Genomic DNA, 19572 nt, shown 5'->3' on the forward strand with positions numbered 1-19572 from the left:
GCGGCGCAAGCCTCGGTAATCCGGAAGCCTTGCCCACGGGCATGGCCGCTGGTTGCTGTGCGGCCTGCGATGCGTGCTCGGCGTGCTGTGCCGCGTGTGACGCGTGCGGTGGCTGTGGCGGATGTTGCGGCGCAAGCCTCGACAATCCGGAAGCCTTGCCCACGGGCATGGCTGCCGGTTGCTGTGCAGCCTGCGATGCGTGCTCGGCATGCTGCGCGGCCTGTGATGCCTGCGGTGCTTGTGGCGGATGCTGTGGCGCCAGCCTCGACAATCCCGACGCCAGCATGATGTTTGCGTTGCGTGCCAAGCAGGATGATCAGCCGTGGTGCGACGCACATGGCGATGCCGCGGAGGAATCCGACGCGCCATGCGGCGCCAGCCTCGGTAACCCGGAAGCCGTGCCGACCGGCATGGCGGCTGGTTGCTGTGCGGCGTGTGACGCGTGCTCGGCCTGTTGCGCGGCATGTGATGCCTGCGGCGGTTGCGGTGGGTGCTGTGGCGCAAGCCTCGACAACCCCGAAGCTCTGCCCACGGGCATGGCTGCTGGTTGTTGTGCGGCGTGTGACGCATGCTCAGCCTGCTGTGCGGCTTGTGACGCCTGTGGCGCGTGTGGTGGCTGTTGCGGTGCTAGCCTCGACAATCCCGGGGCCTTGCCGAACGCTGTAGCGGCCGGCGCCGTGCTGACTGAGGGCAGCTTCGCGGTGACCGCAAACGGTACTGTCATGCCTGGACCGTCGTTCGTGATGGAAAAGACGGAACCGGGTGTTGACGCCGACACCGATCACTGGCGCTACACCTTGGTTACGCCGAATGGCAAGGTCGTCGCGTGACCAACGGCGATTGTCTCAAGACGATGGCGCTCTGCATCGACTGTCACACTGGTGCAGAGGTGAGTTCGCTGCTCCTCATTCCCGAGGAGGATCGAAGCTGATCATCTGCCGATGACAGAGAACATCGTCCGAAAGATCTGGGGATGGGCCGTTCGCGGCCCATCCCTTGTTTTTGCGCTGGTGCTGTTGCACGCGGTGACGGCTTATGCGGACGAAGACGGTCTGCTATCTGCACCGGATGCCTGGCAGCGGTATGGCGATGGCGAGCTGTTGATCATCGACATCCGAACGCAATCAGAATGGCGCGATACCGGTATTCCCGAAGGTGCCGGGCGATCCAGCCTGTTTCTGTCCTATGGGTTGCCCAACCTTGACTTTGTCGATGAGGTGACGGCCCTGACAGGCGGTGATCGATCGCATCCCATCGCCTTGATTTGTGCTGCCGGCGTACGATCCGCTATCGCGCATGTGCTGCTCGAAAGCGAAGGGTTTGAACAGATCTACGACATCGGCGAGGGCATGGCCGGCAGCGGCGATGGTCCCGGCTGGGTTGCCAGGGGATTGCCCGTGGAAGATTGTGGCGACTGCTCGGGGTCGTAAACGTACGGCACATCGTATATGTCATGTAGGCGAAAGATCGCACTAACGTCACCGGTCTTTGAGTTCTTTCCCAACGGCGAATTTCGATGAAGCTTGGCACCGCTTTAGGATCCGCTTTGGCGCTTGGGCTCGCCGCGCAGTCGGCCTGGGCAGAAGGCGACGCGGCCCAGGGTGAAAGGGTGTTCAATCGCTGCAAGGTCTGCCACACGATCGAACTGGACGGTGCGCCGAAACAAGGCCCCAATCTATTCGGTGTTTACGGAAGTCCGGCGGGTACGAATCAACCGGGGTCTCTCCATTCGGGCAAGTTGGAGCAGTCCGGTGTCATCTGGGACGACGAGACGCTGGCTGAGTTTTTGGCCGGCCCGTCCAGGTTCATCTCCGGCGTCAGAATGACCTTTCGCCTGACCCGGGACGACGACATCGCCAACGTCATCGCCTATCTGAAGGCGAACAGAGCGGAACCCGAGTAAGGCCTAGAGCAGATCCTGCTCCGCCCTAAGGACCGACCAGGAAACAGTCGGCGCTCCTGGCCTTGAGTTCGTTGCAGATGGCCTGCGCCTCGGACTGAGCCGGCATCGGTCCGGCCTGCAGGCGGTAGACCGTGCCCGTCTCACCGCCGAGATCAACCATCAGGACACGGTGGGGCAGGCCGCCCAGCAGATCCGGGAACCGGCCGGTCATGTCCTGCCAGGCCGCTTCGGCGCGGTCCTCGCTCAGATAGGCGGCAATCTGGATATAGGGGCCGCCGCCCTGTGCCGGCGCCGTCGTCGTTTCGGTTTCCACGGCGGCCGTTTCGACGGTCTCGGTCGTCTCGGTCGTCTCAACGTCGCTGTAGTCGATGGCTGTGTTCTCGCTCGTCACTTCTGTACCGCCGTCGCCAAAGCTCGGCTCCGGCACGGATTCGGCGGTCTCAACCACCGTCACCTCTGCCGTCTCGGTCTCGATGATGTCTTCGCTCGGCGCGTCTTCCAGGATGATCTCGGCGGTTTCCGTCGTGTCTGTCGTCTCCGTCGTCTCCACCGTTTCCGGCACCAGATCGGCCGCGGCGGTCTCATCGGGCGGTCCGAGTTCGGCGAGCCGATTTGCGGCCTGCTGAATGCCCGCCTCGGCCGCAGCCGCGTAGAGCCGGCGGGCTTCGTTCAGGTCGACGTCGGTTCCCAGGCCGGTCTCATAGGCATAGCCGGCGGAAAACTGGCCCATCGGGTTGCCCGCCTCGGCAGCGCGCTGGAACCACGAGAACGCCAGATCCTGATCGCGTGCGACGCCGTCGCCGCGATGATAGGCAATACCCAGGTTGAGCTGGGCGTCCGAAAGTCCCTGGGCCGCCGACAGCGTCCACCAGTAGACCGCGCGCGAGGCGTCCTTGGGAACGCCCAGGCCCTGTTGATAGATGTTGCCCAGGTTGAACTGGGCGCCGGGGTGGCCGCCCTCGGCGGCGGCCGCGTACCATTTGGCGGCCTCGGTATAGTCGCGGCCAATGCCGCGCCCGTTCTCATAAATGATGCCCATGCCGAACTGGGCTTCCAGATTGCCTTGCTCGGCCAGCGGCTGCCATTCCGCGATCGCGGCCGCGTAGTCGCCGGCGTCATAGGCCCGCATCCCGGCCTCGAAATCCGCATGGGCCGTCGACAGCGCGAGCACGCCGGCCAGCACCACGGACACCAAAATACCGGATCGTTTCTGCACCGATCTCATACCCACCTGTGTGTCACCCCAGGCGCTAAACTACCCCAGGGATGGCCCCGGGCCAACGGGACTTCGGCAGGCTGTTTATAACTTTGGTGCGCCGGCAAGGTTGCTGATGGCGCGTACCCTGAGGGTTTCCCGCTTGCCGCGAACCGCCAGTTCATGAGGCAACCCGGGCATCGCCGCGAGGCCCGCCAGCTCCACCACGCGTTCAGAGACAACGAGATCGCAGCTGAGGTCTTTGGTCGCCCCCTCCAGACGGCTCGCCGTGTTCACGACATCGCCGATCGCGGTCATGTTCATGGTTTCGCCATAGCCCATCTCGCCGATCACGGCCGGTCCGGCATGGAGGCCGATCCCGAGTCGCAACGGCTGGTCGATCTCCCTGGCGAGCGAGCGATTGAGTGCATCGAGAGCCTGGCCCATCGCGGTCGTCGCGTCGAGCGCCTGGCGGCAGCCATCGTCGACCGCGCTATCGACGCCGAACAGGGCCATGACGCCGTCACCAATGAACTTGTCGATCTGACCGCCGGCTCCCTCGATGGCGTGACCCATGGCTTCGAAGTACCGGTTCAGGACAAACACGGTGTCATAGGGAAGCTTGGCTTCCGACAGGGTGGTGAAACCGCGCAGGTCGGCGAACAGCACGGCGATCTCCTGCTCCCGCCCGGCGCCGGCCGGGCGCGGCCTCGTCACCGCGTCAGCTGGACCGGCATGCGCCGGCAGCAGGGGCGTGACCGCGAGATCGGCGGTCGGGCGGATCTGGCAGGCAAGGCGAACATGGGGCGGATTGCCGATACGCTCCAGAACCTTGGTTTCGTTTGCGTCGGGCGGTTCCACATCGTCGCGCCCGTGACCCAGGCGAACCCGGCAGGTTGAGCAGCGACCGCGTCCGCCGCAGACCGAGGCGTGGGGAATGCCGGCCATGCGGCTTGTCTCCAGAACAGTCGCGCCAGGCATGACGTCCACCAGTCGACCTTCCGGGTAGGTCAGTTGTGGCGCCTTGCGACGCGCGGCGAGGAGGGCGCGCAGCCAACGCGCCAGCAGTATCAGCGCGACAAGCGCCACCGTGCCGGCGATGGTCCAGAGCTGCGCCTGCCTCATCAAGGCGGTCAACTCGTTGAAGACGCTGCCGGCGCCGGTCGACGCGATGAGATCGGGCAGCCATTCGGGGTCTTGAGCAAGGCGCGCGACATCGATGCCGGCGCCGACAAATCCGGCGAGGGCGAGGATCGGGATCAGCAGCGCGACGCCGAACGCGCCCCACTGCCAGCGCGCATACCACGGCTTCAGACGCAGCCAGAAGTGGACGCCCAAACAACCATGCAGCCAGGCGGTCACGATCAGGACCGACTGCAAGACACCCTTCCACGGTGCGTCGACCCACAGTGCGTAGACAACATAAGGATAGGTGTCATTGACGCCGAACAGTTCGTGACCGCCGCGCGTTGCCGCAATGTGTTCGGCGACAAGCAGCGGGATGGTCAGCCCCAACAGCAATTGCGCCCAATCGCGCGCGGGCATGGCCAGGCTGCTGCGTTGGTAGAGCGACCAAAAAACCAGTCCCAGATGCAGGATCAGAGCCGCGCAAAGCACGATTGTGCCGGGCGGGCTGCGCCAGACCCAGTCGAAGACGCCCCGCCCAGCCTCCATCCAGGCTAGCGAATGGATACCGAGCGCGTGGTTGATCAGATGGCTGGCCAGGAAGACCATCAGCACCAGCCCGGAAACCAGCCTGATGCGTGCGATCATCCGCCCCGGCCCGATATCGTGCTGTCGATTGACGCGATCGGCCGGTTCGGCTTTTGCAACAGCATCAACTCAGGGACATAGCCGGTCGCCGTCACGATAAAATCCATGCTGACGGTTTCGCCCGGTTCGACCACGCCGTCAAAGAACGTGACGTGGTCGCGCGGCTCGTCTTGCGAAACGCTTTGGGCGAAGCGGTTGGACGTGAAGGGGCGTCCTGCCTGCGCGTCCTGGCCGAACGACAGGCCGTCATAGATATCGCTTGGTGTGCCCAGCAGTTTCTGCAACTCGATGTCGAAAAATGTCCACGTCTGGTTGGTGGCGTTGGTGACGATCTTGCGCAGCGCGAAGCCCGCCGGATGGTTGGTGGGGATCGCGTTGCCGATGCTGGGCCCAACGCCGCGGATCATCAGCACAGCGCCTTTGGTGCTGGTCACTTCCTCAACCACCGTTATCGGATCTTCGAGCGAGCCGCTGCCCCATGCCGCGAGCAATCGAAATCCGCCGAGCTCGTCGGTAAAGGTGAGGCCCTTGACCGTGATTGATTCGGCTGCCCCCGGCGAGGCTGCGGCAAGGCATAGAAGCGCAATGCCCAAAAGCTGGCCGGTTCGTCTCGTCACCGTGACACCGTCACAGCGATGGTGCCGTTGACCAAGAGATCACGGCCGAAAAGAAGGGCGACCTATCATCATCACATTATAGGCGATCAGCGTGATCCTGTTGACCCGTCAGTTGGCGCGCCTATGGTGGTTGTATGAACGAGACATCCGACCTTATGGCGGGACAATTCCACGTTGCACATGCCAGCGCGGAGACGTGGCAGCAGGCTGCCCGATCCGTTGCAGAAGTCTTGGGCGATCGCGATGACGATACGCTCGGGTTCGTCTACGTCACCGATCATTTCGCTGACGCGCTGGGCGAGGTCGCCGGGTTCCTGGCTGCCGCGACCGGCGTCACGAGCTGGTGCGGCACCGTCGGCATCGGCATCTGCGCGACCGGCAAGGAGTACTTTGACCGGCCGGCGGTCGCGGCGATGACCGGCCGGTTCCCCGACGATGCGCTGAACCTGTTCACCAGCGCAGAGGAAGCGGTCCGCAGTTACGACGACCGACGCGGTGGCGCGATGGGGCAGGGCAGCTTCGCCGTCGTCCACGGCGACCCACGCATGCCGAATTTGGTCGAGGCAATCACCAAGCTGGCGCGCGATACCGACGGCTACCTGGTCGGCGGGCTCAGTTCATCGCGTGGCGTCACCATGCAGGTGGCGGGCCGGCCAATCGAACGCGAGATCTCCGGCGTCTTGTTCGACAGCGCCGTGCGCGTTACCACCGGCCTGACGCAGGGTTGTGTGCCGTTGGGCGGCATTCACCAGGTGACCAAAGTCGACGAAAACGTCGTCCATCGTCTCAACGACCGCCCGGCGATGGATGTGTTCGTCGAGGAGTTGGCGATCGAGGGTATCTCCGATCCACGGCAGCTTTCCGGCTCGCTGCACGTCGGCTTGCCGGTTTCCGGTTCTGATACCGGCGACTACCTGGTGCGCAATCTGGTCGGTATCGAGCCCAACACCGGCGCCGTGGTGATCGGCGAGCGGGTCGGCATGGGCGATGCCCTGATGTTCTGTCGCCGCGACCGTGCTGCGGCCGAGGCGGATCTCAAACGCATGGTCAACGATGCGCGCAAACGCGCGGGCAATGTGGCCGGCGGTCTCTATTTCAGCTGCCTGGCGCGCGGCCCCAACATGTTTGACGGCGCCCAAAGCGAGATGGACATCGTGCGCGAGGCCTTGGGCGACGTGCCGTTGGTCGGCTTCTTCGGCAATGGTGAGATTTCGTTCGATCGTCTCTATGCCTATACCGGGGTTCTCACCCTGTTCGAGACAGCCGACGGGTAGTGCGTCGCGATGGATGTCCGGGCGGTACTTCTCGATCTGCAGGGCGTTCTCTACGAGGCCGGAACGCCGTTCCCCGGCGCGCGTGAAGCGGTCGAGCACATGGCCGCCGCCGGCTTGTCCCTGCGCTTCCTGACCAACACGACAACGCGACCGGCCCATGCCATCGCCGAGCGTATGCGCGACATGGGTTTTGTCCTGGAGAACAGCCAGCTCTTCACGCCCGTCATGGCCGCGCGTGGCGTGCTGCAGGATCGACAGCTAACACGCGCGCATCTGGCCGCCGATCCGTCGCTCGCGGATGATCTTGAAGGGTTCACCCTGTGTGACAGCGATGTCGAGGCCATCATCCTTGGGGACCTGGAACAGGACTTCACCTGGCAGCGCCTGAACGAGCTCTTCGCCATGCTGCGCGCGGGCGCTCAGCTGATCGCGCTGCACAAGAACCGGTATTGTCGCCGGGGCGAGGACCTCGGTCTCGATCTCGGCCCGTTCGTAGCGGCGCTCGAGTATGCGACACGCGAAGAAGCCACTGTCGTCGGCAAACCATCACCGGCTTTCTTCGAAATGGCCATACGCGACATGAACGCCGACCCATCCGCCACGCTGATGGTCGGCGACGATATCGACAGTGACATCGGCGGCGGTGCCGAGGCTGGGCTGATGACCGTCCAGGTCATGACCGGCAAGTTTACCAAGGGCGACACCAAGTCCGCGGTCCAGCCGTCGCACCGCGTGACCTCCATCGCCGATCTGCCGGGGTTGCTGGGCATCTGAGTCCGCAAGCGGCCATCGTCACGTTGCGTAGTCGGGGTCGCGTTTGTCCAGCAGGCGGATCAGGCCGGGCCATTCCGTCGCGCCGTTGTAGTTGTAGTGATCCGACGCGGCCATCTGATCGCGGAAGCGGGCGACCTTTTGCGGGTCGATCAGATTCAATTCGCGATCCATGGCAAGCGTTTTGATCTGCGTCGAACAGGTCTGGCGCAGGAAGTAGGCTCTGAAGAACGCCGCCGCCGCAGTATCGCCCAACGCATAGTAACCGTGATTGCGGCTGATCAGGATTTGGTTGTCGCCGAGCCGCTCAACGAAGTGGTCGCCGAACGTCTCGTCTTCGTCGAACTCGTACTGGATGTAGCCAGTGATGTCGCCCAGATAAACGGCGGGCTGGCTAAGCGGCAGGATTCCCTCCATGGTAGAACCGACCGCCATGACCTCTTCCTCGTGACCGTGCACGAAGACGTTCACCTCCGGCCGCGACCCGAAGATCCACTGGCAGAGGTTCTGGACGCCGTCGTTCAACCACGGCGCGTCGCGATCAACCGGCTGGCCGGCGGCATCGATCTTTACCAGGGCGGATGCCCGCGCTTCTTCCCAGAACATGCCATAGGGATGAACGAGATAGTGGTCAGGCTGATCGGGAACCCTTGCGCTAATGGCGCCGTTCGCCAGATCCGACATGCCGTAGTGCGCGATGATCCGGAACAGCGCCGCCAGATCGACACGGGCCCGCCATTCGGCCTCGGAGCAATCGGTCGGCGACGTCCTTAAGGGTGTCACGGTCATGCAGGCTCTCCCATGTTAGATGCCCGTTCGCTGTCGGTCTGAAGCCTCAGCGTTCGACGGAGCGTTCGAATACGTGAGTGCAGATCGTCCCGGTCCGCATAAATACCCTCGATGAAGCGCGCACCGCCCTTTGTGTCGAAACCCGATCGCCCGTGCAGGGTGCGGCGGTTGTCGAAGGCGACGAGATCGCCCGGTTCGTAGCGAATGCGCATCTGATAGCGGGCGTTTTGGGCGCGCTCGCAGAAAGCTCGGTACGCACGGTAGGCACGCGCCTGGATCTCAAGCGGCGCCCTCAGCGGCGCACGCAGAAAGGTGTTGTATCGGATGCTGGTGATATGCCCCTCGGCGTCGGTCTCGACCACCGGGCCGGATGCCCGATAGTCGCTGACGCTGGCGCGGTTGTTGTATTCCCAGTGGTCGGTGATCAGCGAATGAAAGTGTTCAGGTGCCTCATGGCGCATGTCTTCGGCCACGCGGTAACCGTCCACATAAATGCCGTCGCCACCGGTCGCGGTGTTTTCGCGCGTATAGAGAAACTGGAGACCGTGCGGCGTTTCGCGGGTTGGTAGATCGATGTGCTGCAGAAGGCTGTCTGATGTATAGGCCTGGCTGTCAGGCTCGTCCTTGATTGCCAGGTCGTACTGGCGCCCGAAATTGCTTTCGCGCACCGGCCCGATCCGCGTGACGATCGCTTCCAACAGCCCGTCTTTTTGCGGCAGACCGCGCAGCCGGGTGATGCCGTAGTCCCGCAGCGCCTCGAGCCAGTCGAGAAAGACACGCGGCTCCTCCAGAGCCATCGGCCCGTCGAAACTCGGCGGCGCATCGAGGCTGTCGCCATGCCACAGCATCGTCGCCGGTCGTTCCGCATTGCTGAGCCAGGCCGTGCCGCGCAACCAGCCGGGATGGTAGGCACTGGTCATGCCGTCGCTGAAAGAAACCGACACCGCGCCGTTGTCATCGTGCGACGTGGATACAATGACGATATCGGCGTCGATGTCGGTCGGCGCCACGCACATCTCACGTACCGTCGGATGGATCGTCGTGGCATCGGGACTGTTTTCGCGCAGCAGCAGCACGTGGTGCTCGCTGGTGAGACCGTCCGACCACGTCACGCATAGCGCGTCTGTCGTGTGCGTCAGGTCGTCCACCGTGTGGTCCACCGGCCAGTGATCGAGATCGGGTGTCCAGGGCAGGTCGTCCATATCGCCTCCTGCATCATCGCAATGTTAGGCGGACTCGCTGGAATTCACTTGACCAAAATTGGCATTCACTTAACGTTTTCTTGCAACGCTGGGGCGCCCGCATGCCCGATGTCGACATCGTTCTTACGGACCGATTCCCGATCCTGTCGCTTACCCTGGTGACTGAGCCGCTGCGCGTCGCTAACCGGGAGGACGCCGGACAGCGCTGGCGTTGGCGCTGTATCTCGGTAGAGGGTGGGCGGGTCACGAGTTCCAGTGGCTTTGCCGTCGACACGGTGCCGCCGGACGATCGCCGCGTCGACATCGTCCTGCTGCTCTCGTCTTATCAGCCGGAGACGGCGCTCGTGAAACCGCTGTTGCGTTGGCTGAAGGCTCGCGCCCGTGCCGGCGCCATGATGGGCTGCGTCGATACCGGCGCCATGATCTTCGCCGAGGCCGGTCTTCTGACCAAGGTGCCGGCGGCTGTCCACTTCGAGGCCCTGCGCGGTTACCGCGAGAGGTTTCGCGACGAGATGTTCGTCGACCGACTGTTTGATGTCTCCAGCAATCGCTGTTCGAGCGCTGGCGGCGTCGCGACCATCGACATGACGCTTGGCCTGATCGAACGGTTCAGCGGCCGCGACCTCGCCGCTCGTGTCGCCGAGATCCTCACCTACCGGCCGACGGCATTCAGCGGTCCGCAGCAGAAACTCCTGACCGACACCTCGCTCAAGCGCCTCGACCGTAACCTGGCGAAGGCGGTTGACCTGATGATCGCCACCCTCGACCAGCCGCTGCCGGTCGCCGCCATCGCCGAGCGCATCGGTGTGCCCGACTGGACCCTCGGCCGACTGTTCAAACAGTATCTGAAGCAGACACCGGCAGCCTATTACCGCCACCTCCGGCTGACCGAGGCGCGCAATCTCTTGAGGAACTCAAGCCTTAGGGTAAGCGAGATCGCCGGACTTTGCGGTTTCGAGAACCCGGAGAGTTTCGCGCGGGCCTATAAAAGGACATTCGGCAAGGCCGCGTCGCAAGACCGGCAACCCTGACAGCCACGCGCCGTCGCCGGCTTAGCGCACCCTCGGGAAGCTCTTGCACTCCATGGAGCCGCCATGAACCAAGCCTTCGCCGCGATAGGGTGGATCGGTCTCCTGGGGTTTGTCGTTATAGGTGATGTCGTCGCCGATCCAGTGCGTCGCGAGCGCGCGGCGGCGTGTCGACTTCAGCGAGTTACCGGGCGCGCTGTGGTGGCAGCGGTTGTGAAAGATCAGACAGTCGCCCGGTTCAAGCGGGGCATAGACGATTTCGTGCTCGCCCGGCACCAGATCCCAGTCCGGCGGTTCCGGACTGTTCGGCAAATCGGCATAGCCGTCATTGGGGTCGAAGTGAACGGCGCGATAGTCCCCGAACCAACGGTGCGAGCCCCTGACGAAGCGCAAGCCTGTTTCCATGGGAATGTGGTCAAGCGCAGTCCAGAGATTGCAAATTTGGTTGCCGCTGATCGGCCAATAAGCCTCGTCATAGTGCCATGGCGTCTTGCGGCTGGTCCCCGGCTCCTTCACCAGCATGAAGTCGAAATAGTAGATCAGTGACTTGGAACGCATGATCGTGCGCGCCAGGTCGGCGGCCGGCGACTCCATCGCGAAGCGGCGGAAGTTGTCGATGCGTTTCCACATGAAGGTGTCATAGAAAAAGAAACCGGGCTCGCCGGGTTCGGCGATGTGGAATTTGCTCTCGCGATGGGCTTCCGCAATCGCGATCTCCATACCCTCCGCCAGCGTCGCGATCCAATCGGCATCGAAGGCATCCCGCAGGCAGACCACGCCATCGCGTTCGTAGGCTTCGATGGCCGCTTCGACAGGCAAGCCGTTCTCAAGCTGAAAGGCGGGCAACTCCACGAGATCATGCACGACGGGTTGCTCAAGACTGGTGGACATGGCGGCCTCGGGTCCAAAGTTCTATCGAACCTTCGAAGCCTAAGTCGCGAACCCGCGCTAATCGAGCTTTGTTTCGGTGCTGCCGTCTGGCGCCTACTGCGTCGTGATCACGGAATCCGGATAGAAGGCGTGAAAGGCAAAGGCGAAGTCGACCGTATAGACCTCATCGACCATGCCGGTCTCCGTCCGGCGTTGCACCACGACGTTCCCGACGTCGAAACTCGATGCGATCGTTGAGCTGTCCAGCGCGGACGCCTGACCGGGTTCCCACGTGATCACGATATCACCGTCTTCAAGCCGCTTCTGCTCTCGCAGCAGATCGAGCGCCCATGCCTTGTCGCCGACCCTGATCACGCGCGCCAGGGGTGCGATGCCTTCGGGCAGATCGCCGTCGAAAAACCCATAGGGTTCCGAGCGGCTGTCATAGCCGACATAGGGGTTCTGCCCATAGCGCCGTGACCCCTCGTTCGACGGCACCAGGACGTGGCCGGACGGAAACCGCTCCTTGAAGAGCGCGAAGGACTCAAGACGTGACGGATAGGGCACTAGGCGGGTACCGGTCATCGAACCGACAATCGCTTCGCCGGTGAACTGTTGCCACCAGCTCTCGGTCTGTCGGTCGTACATGACGAGGTCGGAATTGCGCAGCTTGCCCGTGGTGCCGAAGTCCAGCACCTGGCCGTCAACGTCGCGATGGAAGACGATGCCGGTGTTGCACAGCGGACAGAATGTGATGGTGAGCGGCGTGCCGGCGATCTCGTCGTTGACAATTTCATGCCACATCAGGATTCGCAGCGGATAGGCACGCGCCTCGCCATCGACCTCGACCGTCAGCATCGGCTCGTTATCGGGTAGGTCGGCAGCCGTAACCGGTTCGAACTCAGGGGCGTCGATTGACGGAATGCCATCCTTGGGTGGACCGCCGGAGAGGATTTCGTCAAACGAGATGGACGTCGTATCGAAATCCGTCTGCGTCCACTCCCACAGCCAGTCTGCCGGCTGCGCGTAGGACGTACTCGTCAGAAGCAAACCGGCCAAACACAGCGCGGCAAGCTGCAGACGTCGACGTGGCCACCAATCCCGCATAACGGGACAAGCGTGAAAACTATGCCGAACACCGTCCAGTCAAGGCTTCGTGAGAGCAGGTGCTTTAGTTGCGCTACCTGTGCCGACCCGCAGCCCCGCTCGGCCATCCCGAGGATACTGCCATGGGTGGCCTCGGCGAAAACGCCTCTCGGCGTTTTGCCCCGGCGGCGGGGGTGCGTGCCAGCGATGCAAGCTAAACCATGAACCCCCGCTAGACTGACGCGATGGCGCGATCGATGGCAGGCACCAACAGGCCGACGAGTTCGTCAAGCTCGTCGCGCGTCGCGTTATAGGCCGGCGCGATAATGATCTGATCGCCTTTGACGCCGTCCACGTTGCCGCCGGTCGGATAGCAGATCAGACCGCCCTCGACCGATTCCTTCATGATGCGGAAGTACATCTTGTGCTCCGGCGCGAACGGCTCCTTGGTCTCGCGATCCTCGACCAGTTCGACACCTTGGAAAAAGCCGCGCCCGCGGATGTTGCCGACATGAGGGTGCTGCCCCAGGGCCGCTTCCAGCTGATCGCGCAGGTATTGACCTTCTTCGGCCACGCGCGCAACCAGGTTGTCGCGGATCATGATCTTCTGAACTGCGGCACCAGCCGCACACGCTGTCGTGTGCGCGGTGAAGGTGTGGCCGGTGATTGGCATGCCGTGGACCCGGTTGATCGGCTCGGCGACCTTGTCGGTATAGACCGCGGCGCCAAGCGGCAGGTATCCGCCGCCCAGACCCTTGGCGATAGCCATGATGTCCGGCTCGACGCCGTCATGCTCCAGGGCGCGCCAGGTGCCGCAGCGCCCGACCCCACACATGACTTCGTCGGAAATCATGAGGACACCATGGCGGTCGCAGATCTCGCGGATGCGCTTGGCGTAACCGTCGGGCGCCGGCACGGCGCCGCCGGCGGCGCCGACGATGGGCTCAAAGATGAATGCCGCGACCTTGTCGGCGCCAAGTCGCAGGATCTCTTCTTCCAGTTCGTTGGCGCAGTGTTCCGCAACGTCTTCCGGCTCGACGCCCTCGGGCGGTCGGTAGGTGTTGACCGGCGACAGGTGGCTCGCTTCCAGCAGCGAGCCGAAATAGGGTTCCTGGCGCGCCAAAAACCCGGAGACCGAGAGCGCACCCAGCGTGTTGCCGTGCCAGCTGCGCTGGCGCGCGATAAACCGGCGGCGCGACATCTCGCCGCGCGCGGCGTGATACTGCAGCGCCAGCTTCAGGCACGACTCCGTCGATTCCGAACCGCCGGTCGTGAAGATGCAGTGCTTGAGGTTGCCGCCACCCTGTTCGGTGACGATGTTCTGCAGCTCCTCCGCCGCATCGCTGCGGAAGTGATAACGATAGCCGAACGCGATGCGATCGAGCTGGTCCTTGATCGCCTCGTTCACCTCTTCGTTGCCATGGCCCAGGCAAAACGTCGCCGGTCCGCCGGAACCGTCGAGGTAGCGCTTGCCGTCGGTATCGTAGATGTAAATGCCCTTGCCCCAGGCAACCTTGGGCAACAGGTCGGAGGGTAAGTCAGCCATGGGTGTGTGCTCCTGAAGAAGTGCGGCCTAGAGCGGATAGCTGGCCTTGGGGCGAATGTCCAATGCCGTTCCGGAATGGCAGCGTTTCAAAACCGCGCAAAGAAGGCAAAGTCACCCTCTGCGCGCGTGTTGTCCGTGCAGTGGCGCACGAACTCCGGCAGATCTTCTGATCGAGGGTCAAGTGGCCCGCACTGGCGCAGGGCGGTGCGCACGTCCGGTTGCCTTCCCAGATATTGCCAGACTGTTCTGGCGCAGTGGATGTCGCGCGTACCGTCGGGCCAGATGCCGAGGATTAGGCCGGACAGAAACGTGGGTTCGGGATGGTCCGAGGTATAGAGCATGTGACACCAAAGGGTCCGTCCACTGCCTTGTTCGCGCTCGCAGGTCACGAGACGGTTCTGGGATTCCAGTATGATTCCGTCGTACTTCAGTCGCGATGGAACCATGAAGTCGCCGGCAAGGTGTCGCTCGATGGTTCTGCACATCCAGACGTCCCCCTGCCGGTGAATCCGGCTGAGCGAGCGGTGTATGTATCCCCGACTCGCATCGCTGCAGACATAGGAATGATAGAACCCCTCGTGAGCTTCAAGCAGTCCGAGGTTTGTGGATGATGGCTGGATCAGCCGTTCGACGGCATGTTCGATCGGTGTCTGGTGGTTGCCCAGACGAGGCGGCCGTAACCGAATGAGTTCCTTGAAGGCTGTCCGGTCGAGCAGGATTTCGTTGTCGTCGACGCCGAAGAAGTCGCAGATGCGCCGCAGCGTTGAGAGCGAAGGCTGCGCCTGGCCGTTCAGGTATTTGCTGAATTGTTGCCGGTTGATGCCGGCGCGCCGGCACACCTCGGACGTCGACCGTCCGTAGCTGCAGAGCAGGCGCAAGTTGTCCGGCAGATGATCAATCGCCATCCTGTTTTATGCTACTTTATGCTGTTCCCGGTCAACTAGCATAACTATGTGGGCCTGTTATCGGTTCTGTATGCACTCTCCCTGCCTATATTGCGGCAACCCCACTCAGGAACGAGGAGAACGCACATGGACCTGTTCCGTATGCCCCAGCGTATCGCCAGCGGGCAAAAGATCGACCGGCGTGAGATGATGCGGGCGATGGCCGCGCTCGGTATCGGCGTGACGGCGGTGCCGCTGCTGCCGAACGGCGCGCGCGCCAGCGATGGCGTCACCTATTTTACGTGGTCCGGCTACGAGGTGCCGGAGCTGCATCCCCAGTTCATCGAAAAACACGGTGACGGTCTTGTCGCCGGGACGTTCTTTGGCAACGAAGACGATGCGCTTGGCAAGCTGAGGACCGGATTCAAGGCGGACGTCTCGCACCCCTGCAGCTATTCGATTCCGCGCTGGAAGGAAGCCGGCGTCGTCGCACCCATCGATGTCAGCCGCCTGTCGAACTGGCCCGACCTGTTCGAGGGGCTCAGCAACACGCCGGACGCGGTGCGTGACGGTGAGGTCTACATGGTGCCGTTCGATTGGGGCAGTGCCTCGGTTCTCTACCGCACCGACCTGGTCGACCCCAAATATGTCGACGATCCGACATGGGGCATTCTCTATGACGAGGCCTATGCCGGACGCATGGCCATGTACAACAGCTCTGTCATCGTCGACATCGCCATGATGGTGAGCGGTTACGACAACTACATGAGCTACACCGACGAACAGATTGCCGAAGTGCGTCCGCTCATGGAAAAGGGCCACAGCCTGTGGCGCTTTTACTGGGACGATCCGACGGAAGTGTCCCAGGGACTCGCGTCAGGTGAGTTGGTTGCCGCCTACGCCTGGAACGGCATGCCAGCCGAACTGCTCGATCAAGGCGTTCCGATCGAATACATGAACCCGAAAGAAGGCCAGATCACATGGGTCTGCGGTCTTGCGATCGATCCGCGCGGCGAAGCCGATGAACAACTGGTCTATGACTTCATCGATGCGATGATCTCGCCGGAAGCCGGCGTGTTCCAAATGGAGGTCTATAACTACGGCCATGCGAACCGAAAGGCCTTCGACAAGGTCTCGCCGGAGACTCTTGCACGCATCGGCATGGCGGATCCTGACGAGGTCTTCAACCAGGGTGTTTTCATTCCAGCCCGCGAACCGGAGCTTGAAGAAAAACTGATCAGGTTGTCGAACGAAATCCAATCGGGTTTCTGAGGACGTTCGAGCCAATCGTGGTCAGGTGGAGCCTGTTAGCGGATCCTCCTGACCGCGTGAATACGCTCACTTTCCGTGAGTAGAGCGGATAGCTGGGCCAGCGCAAAAGTCCAATGATGATCGCCGGAAAGACAAACTGTGCGGGACGCTAGCCGTGCAGACGCGGCACGCGGGAACCGCGCTCAGTAGCTTTTGCTCTGGGGAACGCCGTCATCGAGGTCGTAATAGTCCCCCTTGTCGTCGACAAACGTGTGTTTGGCGAGACGGCCACCGGTTGATGAGTCGAACAAACCCATTGCGACAGATGTGAAGGCGTAGTCCTCCATCAGGGGATACCAAAACAAGGACGAGCCACAGACGGAGCAGAACCCTCGTTTCACCTGATCTGACGACTGATACCAGGTGACCTTGTCTTCGCCATGAACTGTCAGCGCCGTGCGCCGGACGTTGACGGCCGCGAGAAAGTGGCCTGATTGCTTGCGGCACTGCGAGCAATGGCAGGCCTCGGCCGGGTGTTCCAGCTCGCCCGCCACCTCAAGCCTTACCGCACCGCAAAGGCACGTTCCCTTCAGCATCGTGTGCCCTCTCAGAGAGTCAGAGCCCGCCTTTGACCTCGTCGGCGAGCGCGTTGATCTTGGCTTCGAGATCCGCGGGCAGGGCCGGGATGACGTGTCCACGCTCGAAGACCGCGCCGGGATCGGTGATGCCAAGGCGCGTCAGGGCCTCGGTCGACGCCAACTCGAACGCTTTCATGTTGGCGTGGCCGTAATCGTAGACCTCGATCTCGTAGACGCCGGCTTCCGGTGAGATCATGGCGTCGATGAAGTCATAGACCATGGCCGGATCGGCCTGGCTGCGCGGATCGATGGTCAGGCCGCAGACCCAGGCAAACTGGCCTTCCTTTGGGTTCATGTAGGTGACGGGCACGCCCTGTTCGACGAGCGGCTTGGTCATGCCGTTCCAGGCATAGGCCGCGACCAGATCACCGGTGGCAAGGTCGCGTGTGACCTCTGTCGGATCGGTCCAATAGAAGCGGAAAAGGCTGTTGCCTTTCTCAAGCAATGGACGGACCTCGTCCAACTGCGCGTCGGTGAAGGCCGAGAGATCGTCGTGGCCGTTCACCAGCATCGCGATATCGACCATGACCGCCGTGTCGTACATCGCCAGGCGCCCGGCATAGGCCTCGTCAAACAGAATGCCCCAGCTGGGATCGTCGATGTACTTGGGGTCGACCAGGTCGGACCGGTAGAGCACCGACGATGTGCCCCAGTCGAACGGAACGAGATAATGCTCGCCGTCGCGTATGGTGTCCGGCAATTCGCGAAGCTGGGGAAACAGGTCCGGCCAGTTGCTCAGCCGGGTGACATCGATCGGACCGGCGACGCCGGCGTCGATCCAATGCGGCAGGGAATAGCTGCACGGATGGGCGACATCGGCACGGTAGTCGCGCTGCATCTTCAAGAGCGCTTCCTCCTCGCTGCCGAAGAACGTCGCGGCGACAGTGTCTTCGCCATAGGTCTCGATGAAGCCGGGGTGGAGTTCGCGCACTTCGTAACCGGACCAGGTGAAGTAAGCGATCAGATCCTGCGCGCCCGCGGTGCGCGGTGCCAGCGGCATAGCGGCAACGCCCAGCCCAAGCACAGCCATTGCCTGCATGACGTCGCGGCGACCGACGGCGTTCCCGCCCGCGATGCGGTCGATGGTGCGGGAGAGCTGCCTCGTGGTCGTCATGCCTGTCGGTGAACCCGGTCCAGTCGCTTGTCGGTCGTCAGTCGTCGGTCGGACGATCCTATGCCGCCCGGCGCGTGGCACCAAAGCATTTCCCCAGGACGGGGTTTAGACGCTGTTTCCAAAGCCAGATCCGCTCTAGCCTTTTCCGATAGACCACAAGCGGGAGGGCGGCGCTGTCATGGATGAGACGAAAGAGGTCACGGTCATCAAGAACGCGGCTTGGATCGCGGCGTGGGACGGCGAACAGCAGCGTCATATCTACTTGCGCAACGGCGACGTCGCGTTTGGCGACGGTGAACTAATCCATGTCGGCGGGCGCTATGACGGTGACGCCGCGCACCAGGTCGATGGTCGCGGGCTTTTTGTGATGCCGGGCCTGGTCGACATCCATAGCCACCCGACATCCCAGCCGCTCTACAAGGGCATCGTCGAGGAACTCGGCAATCCCGAACTCTGGTGGAGCGGGCTCTATGACGCAAAGGCCGTCTTCACCACCGACGTGGATGGCGAGCCGCACTCCGCCGCTGTCGCCTATGCCGAGATGCTGTTGTCGGGCGTCACCACCTTCGTCGATCTGAGCCATCCGTTCGACGGCTGGGTCGAACTGATGGCCGCCAGCGGCGCGCGCGCGTATGCCGCGCCCATGTTCGGCTCGGCCGGATGGCATTCTGAGAATGGCCGGGAGGTCATCTATGACTGGCAGGCGGACGACGGCGCCGCCGACATGGCCGCGGCCGTCGCGGTTGTCGAAGCGGCCGAGGCGCATCCATGCGGCCGGCTGGGCGGCATGCCGTCACCGGCGACCAGCGATACCTGTTCGCCCGCATTGCTGCGCGACACCATGGACCTGTGCGAGGCGCGCGACTGGCGTTTCCATATGCATGTCTCCGAGAGCGTGCAAGAGGTGCAGGAAATCCGCCGCCGCCACGGTGTATCGCCGGTGCGCTTCCTGGCCGATCTCGATCTGATGAGGCCGCGCACCATCCTGGCCCACGCGATCTATATCGACACCCACAGCTGGGTGCGCTGGCACACGCGTGACGACCTGGATTTGATGGCGTCACGCGGTGTCAGTGTCGCCCATTGCCCAACGCCCTTCGCGCGCTATGGCGCGATCCTGGAAAGCTTCGGTGCTTACCGGCGCGCCGGTCTCAACATGGCGATCGGCACCGACACGACGCCCCACAACATGCTGGACGAGATGCGTTGGGCCTGCGTGCTGGCCAAGGCCGCCGACGACAACCTGGACGCCACGGTGACCGCTGATGTGTTTGAGGCGGCGACAGTCGGCGGTGCTGCCGCGCTTGGCCGCGACGATATCGGCCGGTTGGCACCGGGGGCCCGCGCCGACCTTGTCACCGTTGATCTTTCTCATCCGTCCATGCGGCCGGCGCGCGATCCCTTGCGCTGTCTGTTGTTCCATGGGCTCGAGCGCCCGATCAAGGCGGTCTATGTCGACGGCAAGAAGGTGGTGGACGAAGGCAGGGTGCTGGGACTGGATTATGACGCCGCGCTAGCGGGTCTCGAAGCCGCGCAAGTCCGCAGCGAGGCCGGGATCGCTGAACGCCATTGGAGCGGCGGCAGCGCGATGGATATCGCGCCGCCTGCCATCCCGATGGGTGACTAGCGGA

The 19572-nt window shown here is 63.0% G+C and carries 19 protein-coding genes; 8 read left to right on the forward strand and 11 right to left on the reverse strand.

The window, feature by feature from the left end; all coding sequences use genetic code 11:
- From AAF563_10585 to AAF563_10595, 3 genes are all read left to right on the forward strand, one after another.
- Positions 1 to 830 (forward strand): hypothetical protein (locus AAF563_10585; protein MEM7121714.1); only part of this gene is annotated, 830 nt, incomplete at its 5' end.
- A gap of 111 nt (positions 831 to 941) precedes the next feature.
- Entirely contained in the window at positions 942 to 1430 is a 489-nt protein-coding gene (locus AAF563_10590) for a rhodanese-like domain-containing protein (protein ID MEM7121715.1), read from the forward strand.
- An 86-nt stretch (positions 1431 to 1516) separates the two neighbouring features.
- A complete protein-coding gene (locus AAF563_10595; GenBank protein MEM7121716.1) occupies positions 1517 to 1903 on the forward strand; it encodes a c-type cytochrome in 387 nt (128 codons plus the stop codon).
- A 25-nt stretch (positions 1904 to 1928) separates the two neighbouring features.
- On the opposite strand, the gene AAF563_10600 is transcribed toward AAF563_10595, so the two are convergent.
- From AAF563_10600 to AAF563_10610, 3 genes are all read right to left on the reverse strand, one after another.
- Positions 1929 to 3119: an SPOR domain-containing protein gene (locus AAF563_10600; GenBank protein MEM7121717.1), complete on the reverse strand. Its 1191-nt coding sequence runs from the start codon at positions 3117 to 3119 to the stop codon at positions 1929 to 1931.
- An 84-nt stretch (positions 3120 to 3203) separates the two neighbouring features.
- A complete protein-coding gene (locus tag AAF563_10605) occupies positions 3204 to 4871 on the reverse strand; it encodes an adenylate/guanylate cyclase domain-containing protein (protein ID MEM7121718.1) in 1668 nt (555 codons plus the stop codon).
- The gene (locus tag AAF563_10610; GenBank protein MEM7121719.1) at positions 4868 to 5488 is read right to left on the reverse strand and encodes a hypothetical protein; all 621 of its coding nucleotides are present in this window, start codon (positions 5486 to 5488) and stop codon (positions 4868 to 4870) included. Before AAF563_10610 ends, AAF563_10605 begins: the two co-directional genes overlap by 4 nt.
- Before the next feature lie 134 nt (positions 5489 to 5622).
- Here AAF563_10610 and AAF563_10615 point away from each other — a divergent pair, with 134 nt between their 5' ends.
- Positions 5623 to 6762, forward strand: coding sequence for an FIST C-terminal domain-containing protein (locus AAF563_10615; GenBank protein MEM7121720.1), 1140 nt, complete (start codon positions 5623 to 5625; stop codon positions 6760 to 6762).
- Positions 6763 to 6771: 9 nt separating this feature from the next.
- Positions 6772 to 7536 (forward strand): TIGR01458 family HAD-type hydrolase, encoded by a 765-nt coding sequence (locus AAF563_10620; protein ID MEM7121721.1) that lies wholly within the window; start codon positions 6772 to 6774, stop codon positions 7534 to 7536.
- Positions 7537 to 7554: 18 nt separating this feature from the next.
- On the opposite strand, the gene AAF563_10625 is transcribed toward AAF563_10620, so the two are convergent.
- Positions 7555 to 8322 (reverse strand): class II aldolase/adducin family protein, encoded by a 768-nt coding sequence (locus AAF563_10625; GenBank protein MEM7121722.1) that lies wholly within the window; start codon positions 8320 to 8322, stop codon positions 7555 to 7557.
- A complete protein-coding gene (locus AAF563_10630) occupies positions 8319 to 9524 on the reverse strand; it encodes a TauD/TfdA family dioxygenase (protein ID MEM7121723.1) in 1206 nt (401 codons plus the stop codon). The genes AAF563_10625 and AAF563_10630 overlap by 4 nt, the downstream gene beginning before the upstream one ends.
- Before the next feature lie 101 nt (positions 9525 to 9625).
- On the opposite strand from AAF563_10630, the gene AAF563_10635 reads away from it, so the two are divergent.
- A complete protein-coding gene (locus AAF563_10635) occupies positions 9626 to 10555 on the forward strand; it encodes a helix-turn-helix domain-containing protein (GenBank protein ID MEM7121724.1) in 930 nt (309 codons plus the stop codon).
- Positions 10556 to 10576: 21 nt separating this feature from the next.
- Here the strand turns inward: AAF563_10635 and AAF563_10640 are convergent, their stop codons facing one another.
- The 4 genes from AAF563_10640 to AAF563_10655 all read right to left on the reverse strand — a co-directional run bounded on the left by AAF563_10640 (position 10577) and on the right by AAF563_10655 (position 14959).
- Complete coding sequence (locus tag AAF563_10640) at positions 10577 to 11443, reverse strand: phytanoyl-CoA dioxygenase family protein (GenBank protein MEM7121725.1); 867 nt, start codon at positions 11441 to 11443, stop codon at positions 10577 to 10579.
- 93 nt (positions 11444 to 11536) lie between these two features.
- Positions 11537 to 12481, reverse strand: coding sequence for a DUF3179 domain-containing protein (locus tag AAF563_10645; GenBank protein ID MEM7121726.1), 945 nt, complete (start codon positions 12479 to 12481; stop codon positions 11537 to 11539).
- Between the two features lie 259 nt (positions 12482 to 12740).
- Positions 12741 to 14054, reverse strand: a complete 1314-nt coding sequence (locus AAF563_10650; protein MEM7121727.1) for an aspartate aminotransferase family protein — start codon at positions 14052 to 14054, stop codon at positions 12741 to 12743.
- Between the two features lie 86 nt (positions 14055 to 14140).
- On the reverse strand, positions 14141 to 14959 hold the full coding sequence (locus tag AAF563_10655) for a helix-turn-helix transcriptional regulator (protein MEM7121728.1): 819 nt from the start codon (positions 14957 to 14959) through the stop codon (positions 14141 to 14143).
- Positions 14960 to 15085: 126 nt separating this feature from the next.
- Here AAF563_10655 and AAF563_10660 point away from each other — a divergent pair, with 126 nt between their 5' ends.
- A complete protein-coding gene (locus AAF563_10660; GenBank protein ID MEM7121729.1) occupies positions 15086 to 16210 on the forward strand; it encodes an extracellular solute-binding protein in 1125 nt (374 codons plus the stop codon).
- Positions 16211 to 16392: 182 nt separating this feature from the next.
- Here the strand turns inward: AAF563_10660 and AAF563_10665 are convergent, their stop codons facing one another.
- On the reverse strand, positions 16393 to 16785 hold the full coding sequence (locus tag AAF563_10665) for a GFA family protein (protein ID MEM7121730.1): 393 nt from the start codon (positions 16783 to 16785) through the stop codon (positions 16393 to 16395).
- Positions 16786 to 16804: 19 nt separating this feature from the next.
- Positions 16805 to 17941: an extracellular solute-binding protein gene (locus AAF563_10670; GenBank protein MEM7121731.1), complete on the reverse strand. Its 1137-nt coding sequence runs from the start codon at positions 17939 to 17941 to the stop codon at positions 16805 to 16807.
- A 178-nt stretch (positions 17942 to 18119) separates the two neighbouring features.
- Here AAF563_10670 and AAF563_10675 point away from each other — a divergent pair, with 178 nt between their 5' ends.
- Entirely contained in the window at positions 18120 to 19568 is a 1449-nt protein-coding gene (locus AAF563_10675) for an amidohydrolase family protein (protein ID MEM7121732.1), read from the forward strand.
- Positions 19569 to 19572: the final 4 nt, after the last annotated feature.

It is taken from the genome of Pseudomonadota bacterium (assembly GCA_039028155.1).
GTDB lineage: Bacteria > Pseudomonadota > Alphaproteobacteria > SP197 > SP197 > JANQGO01.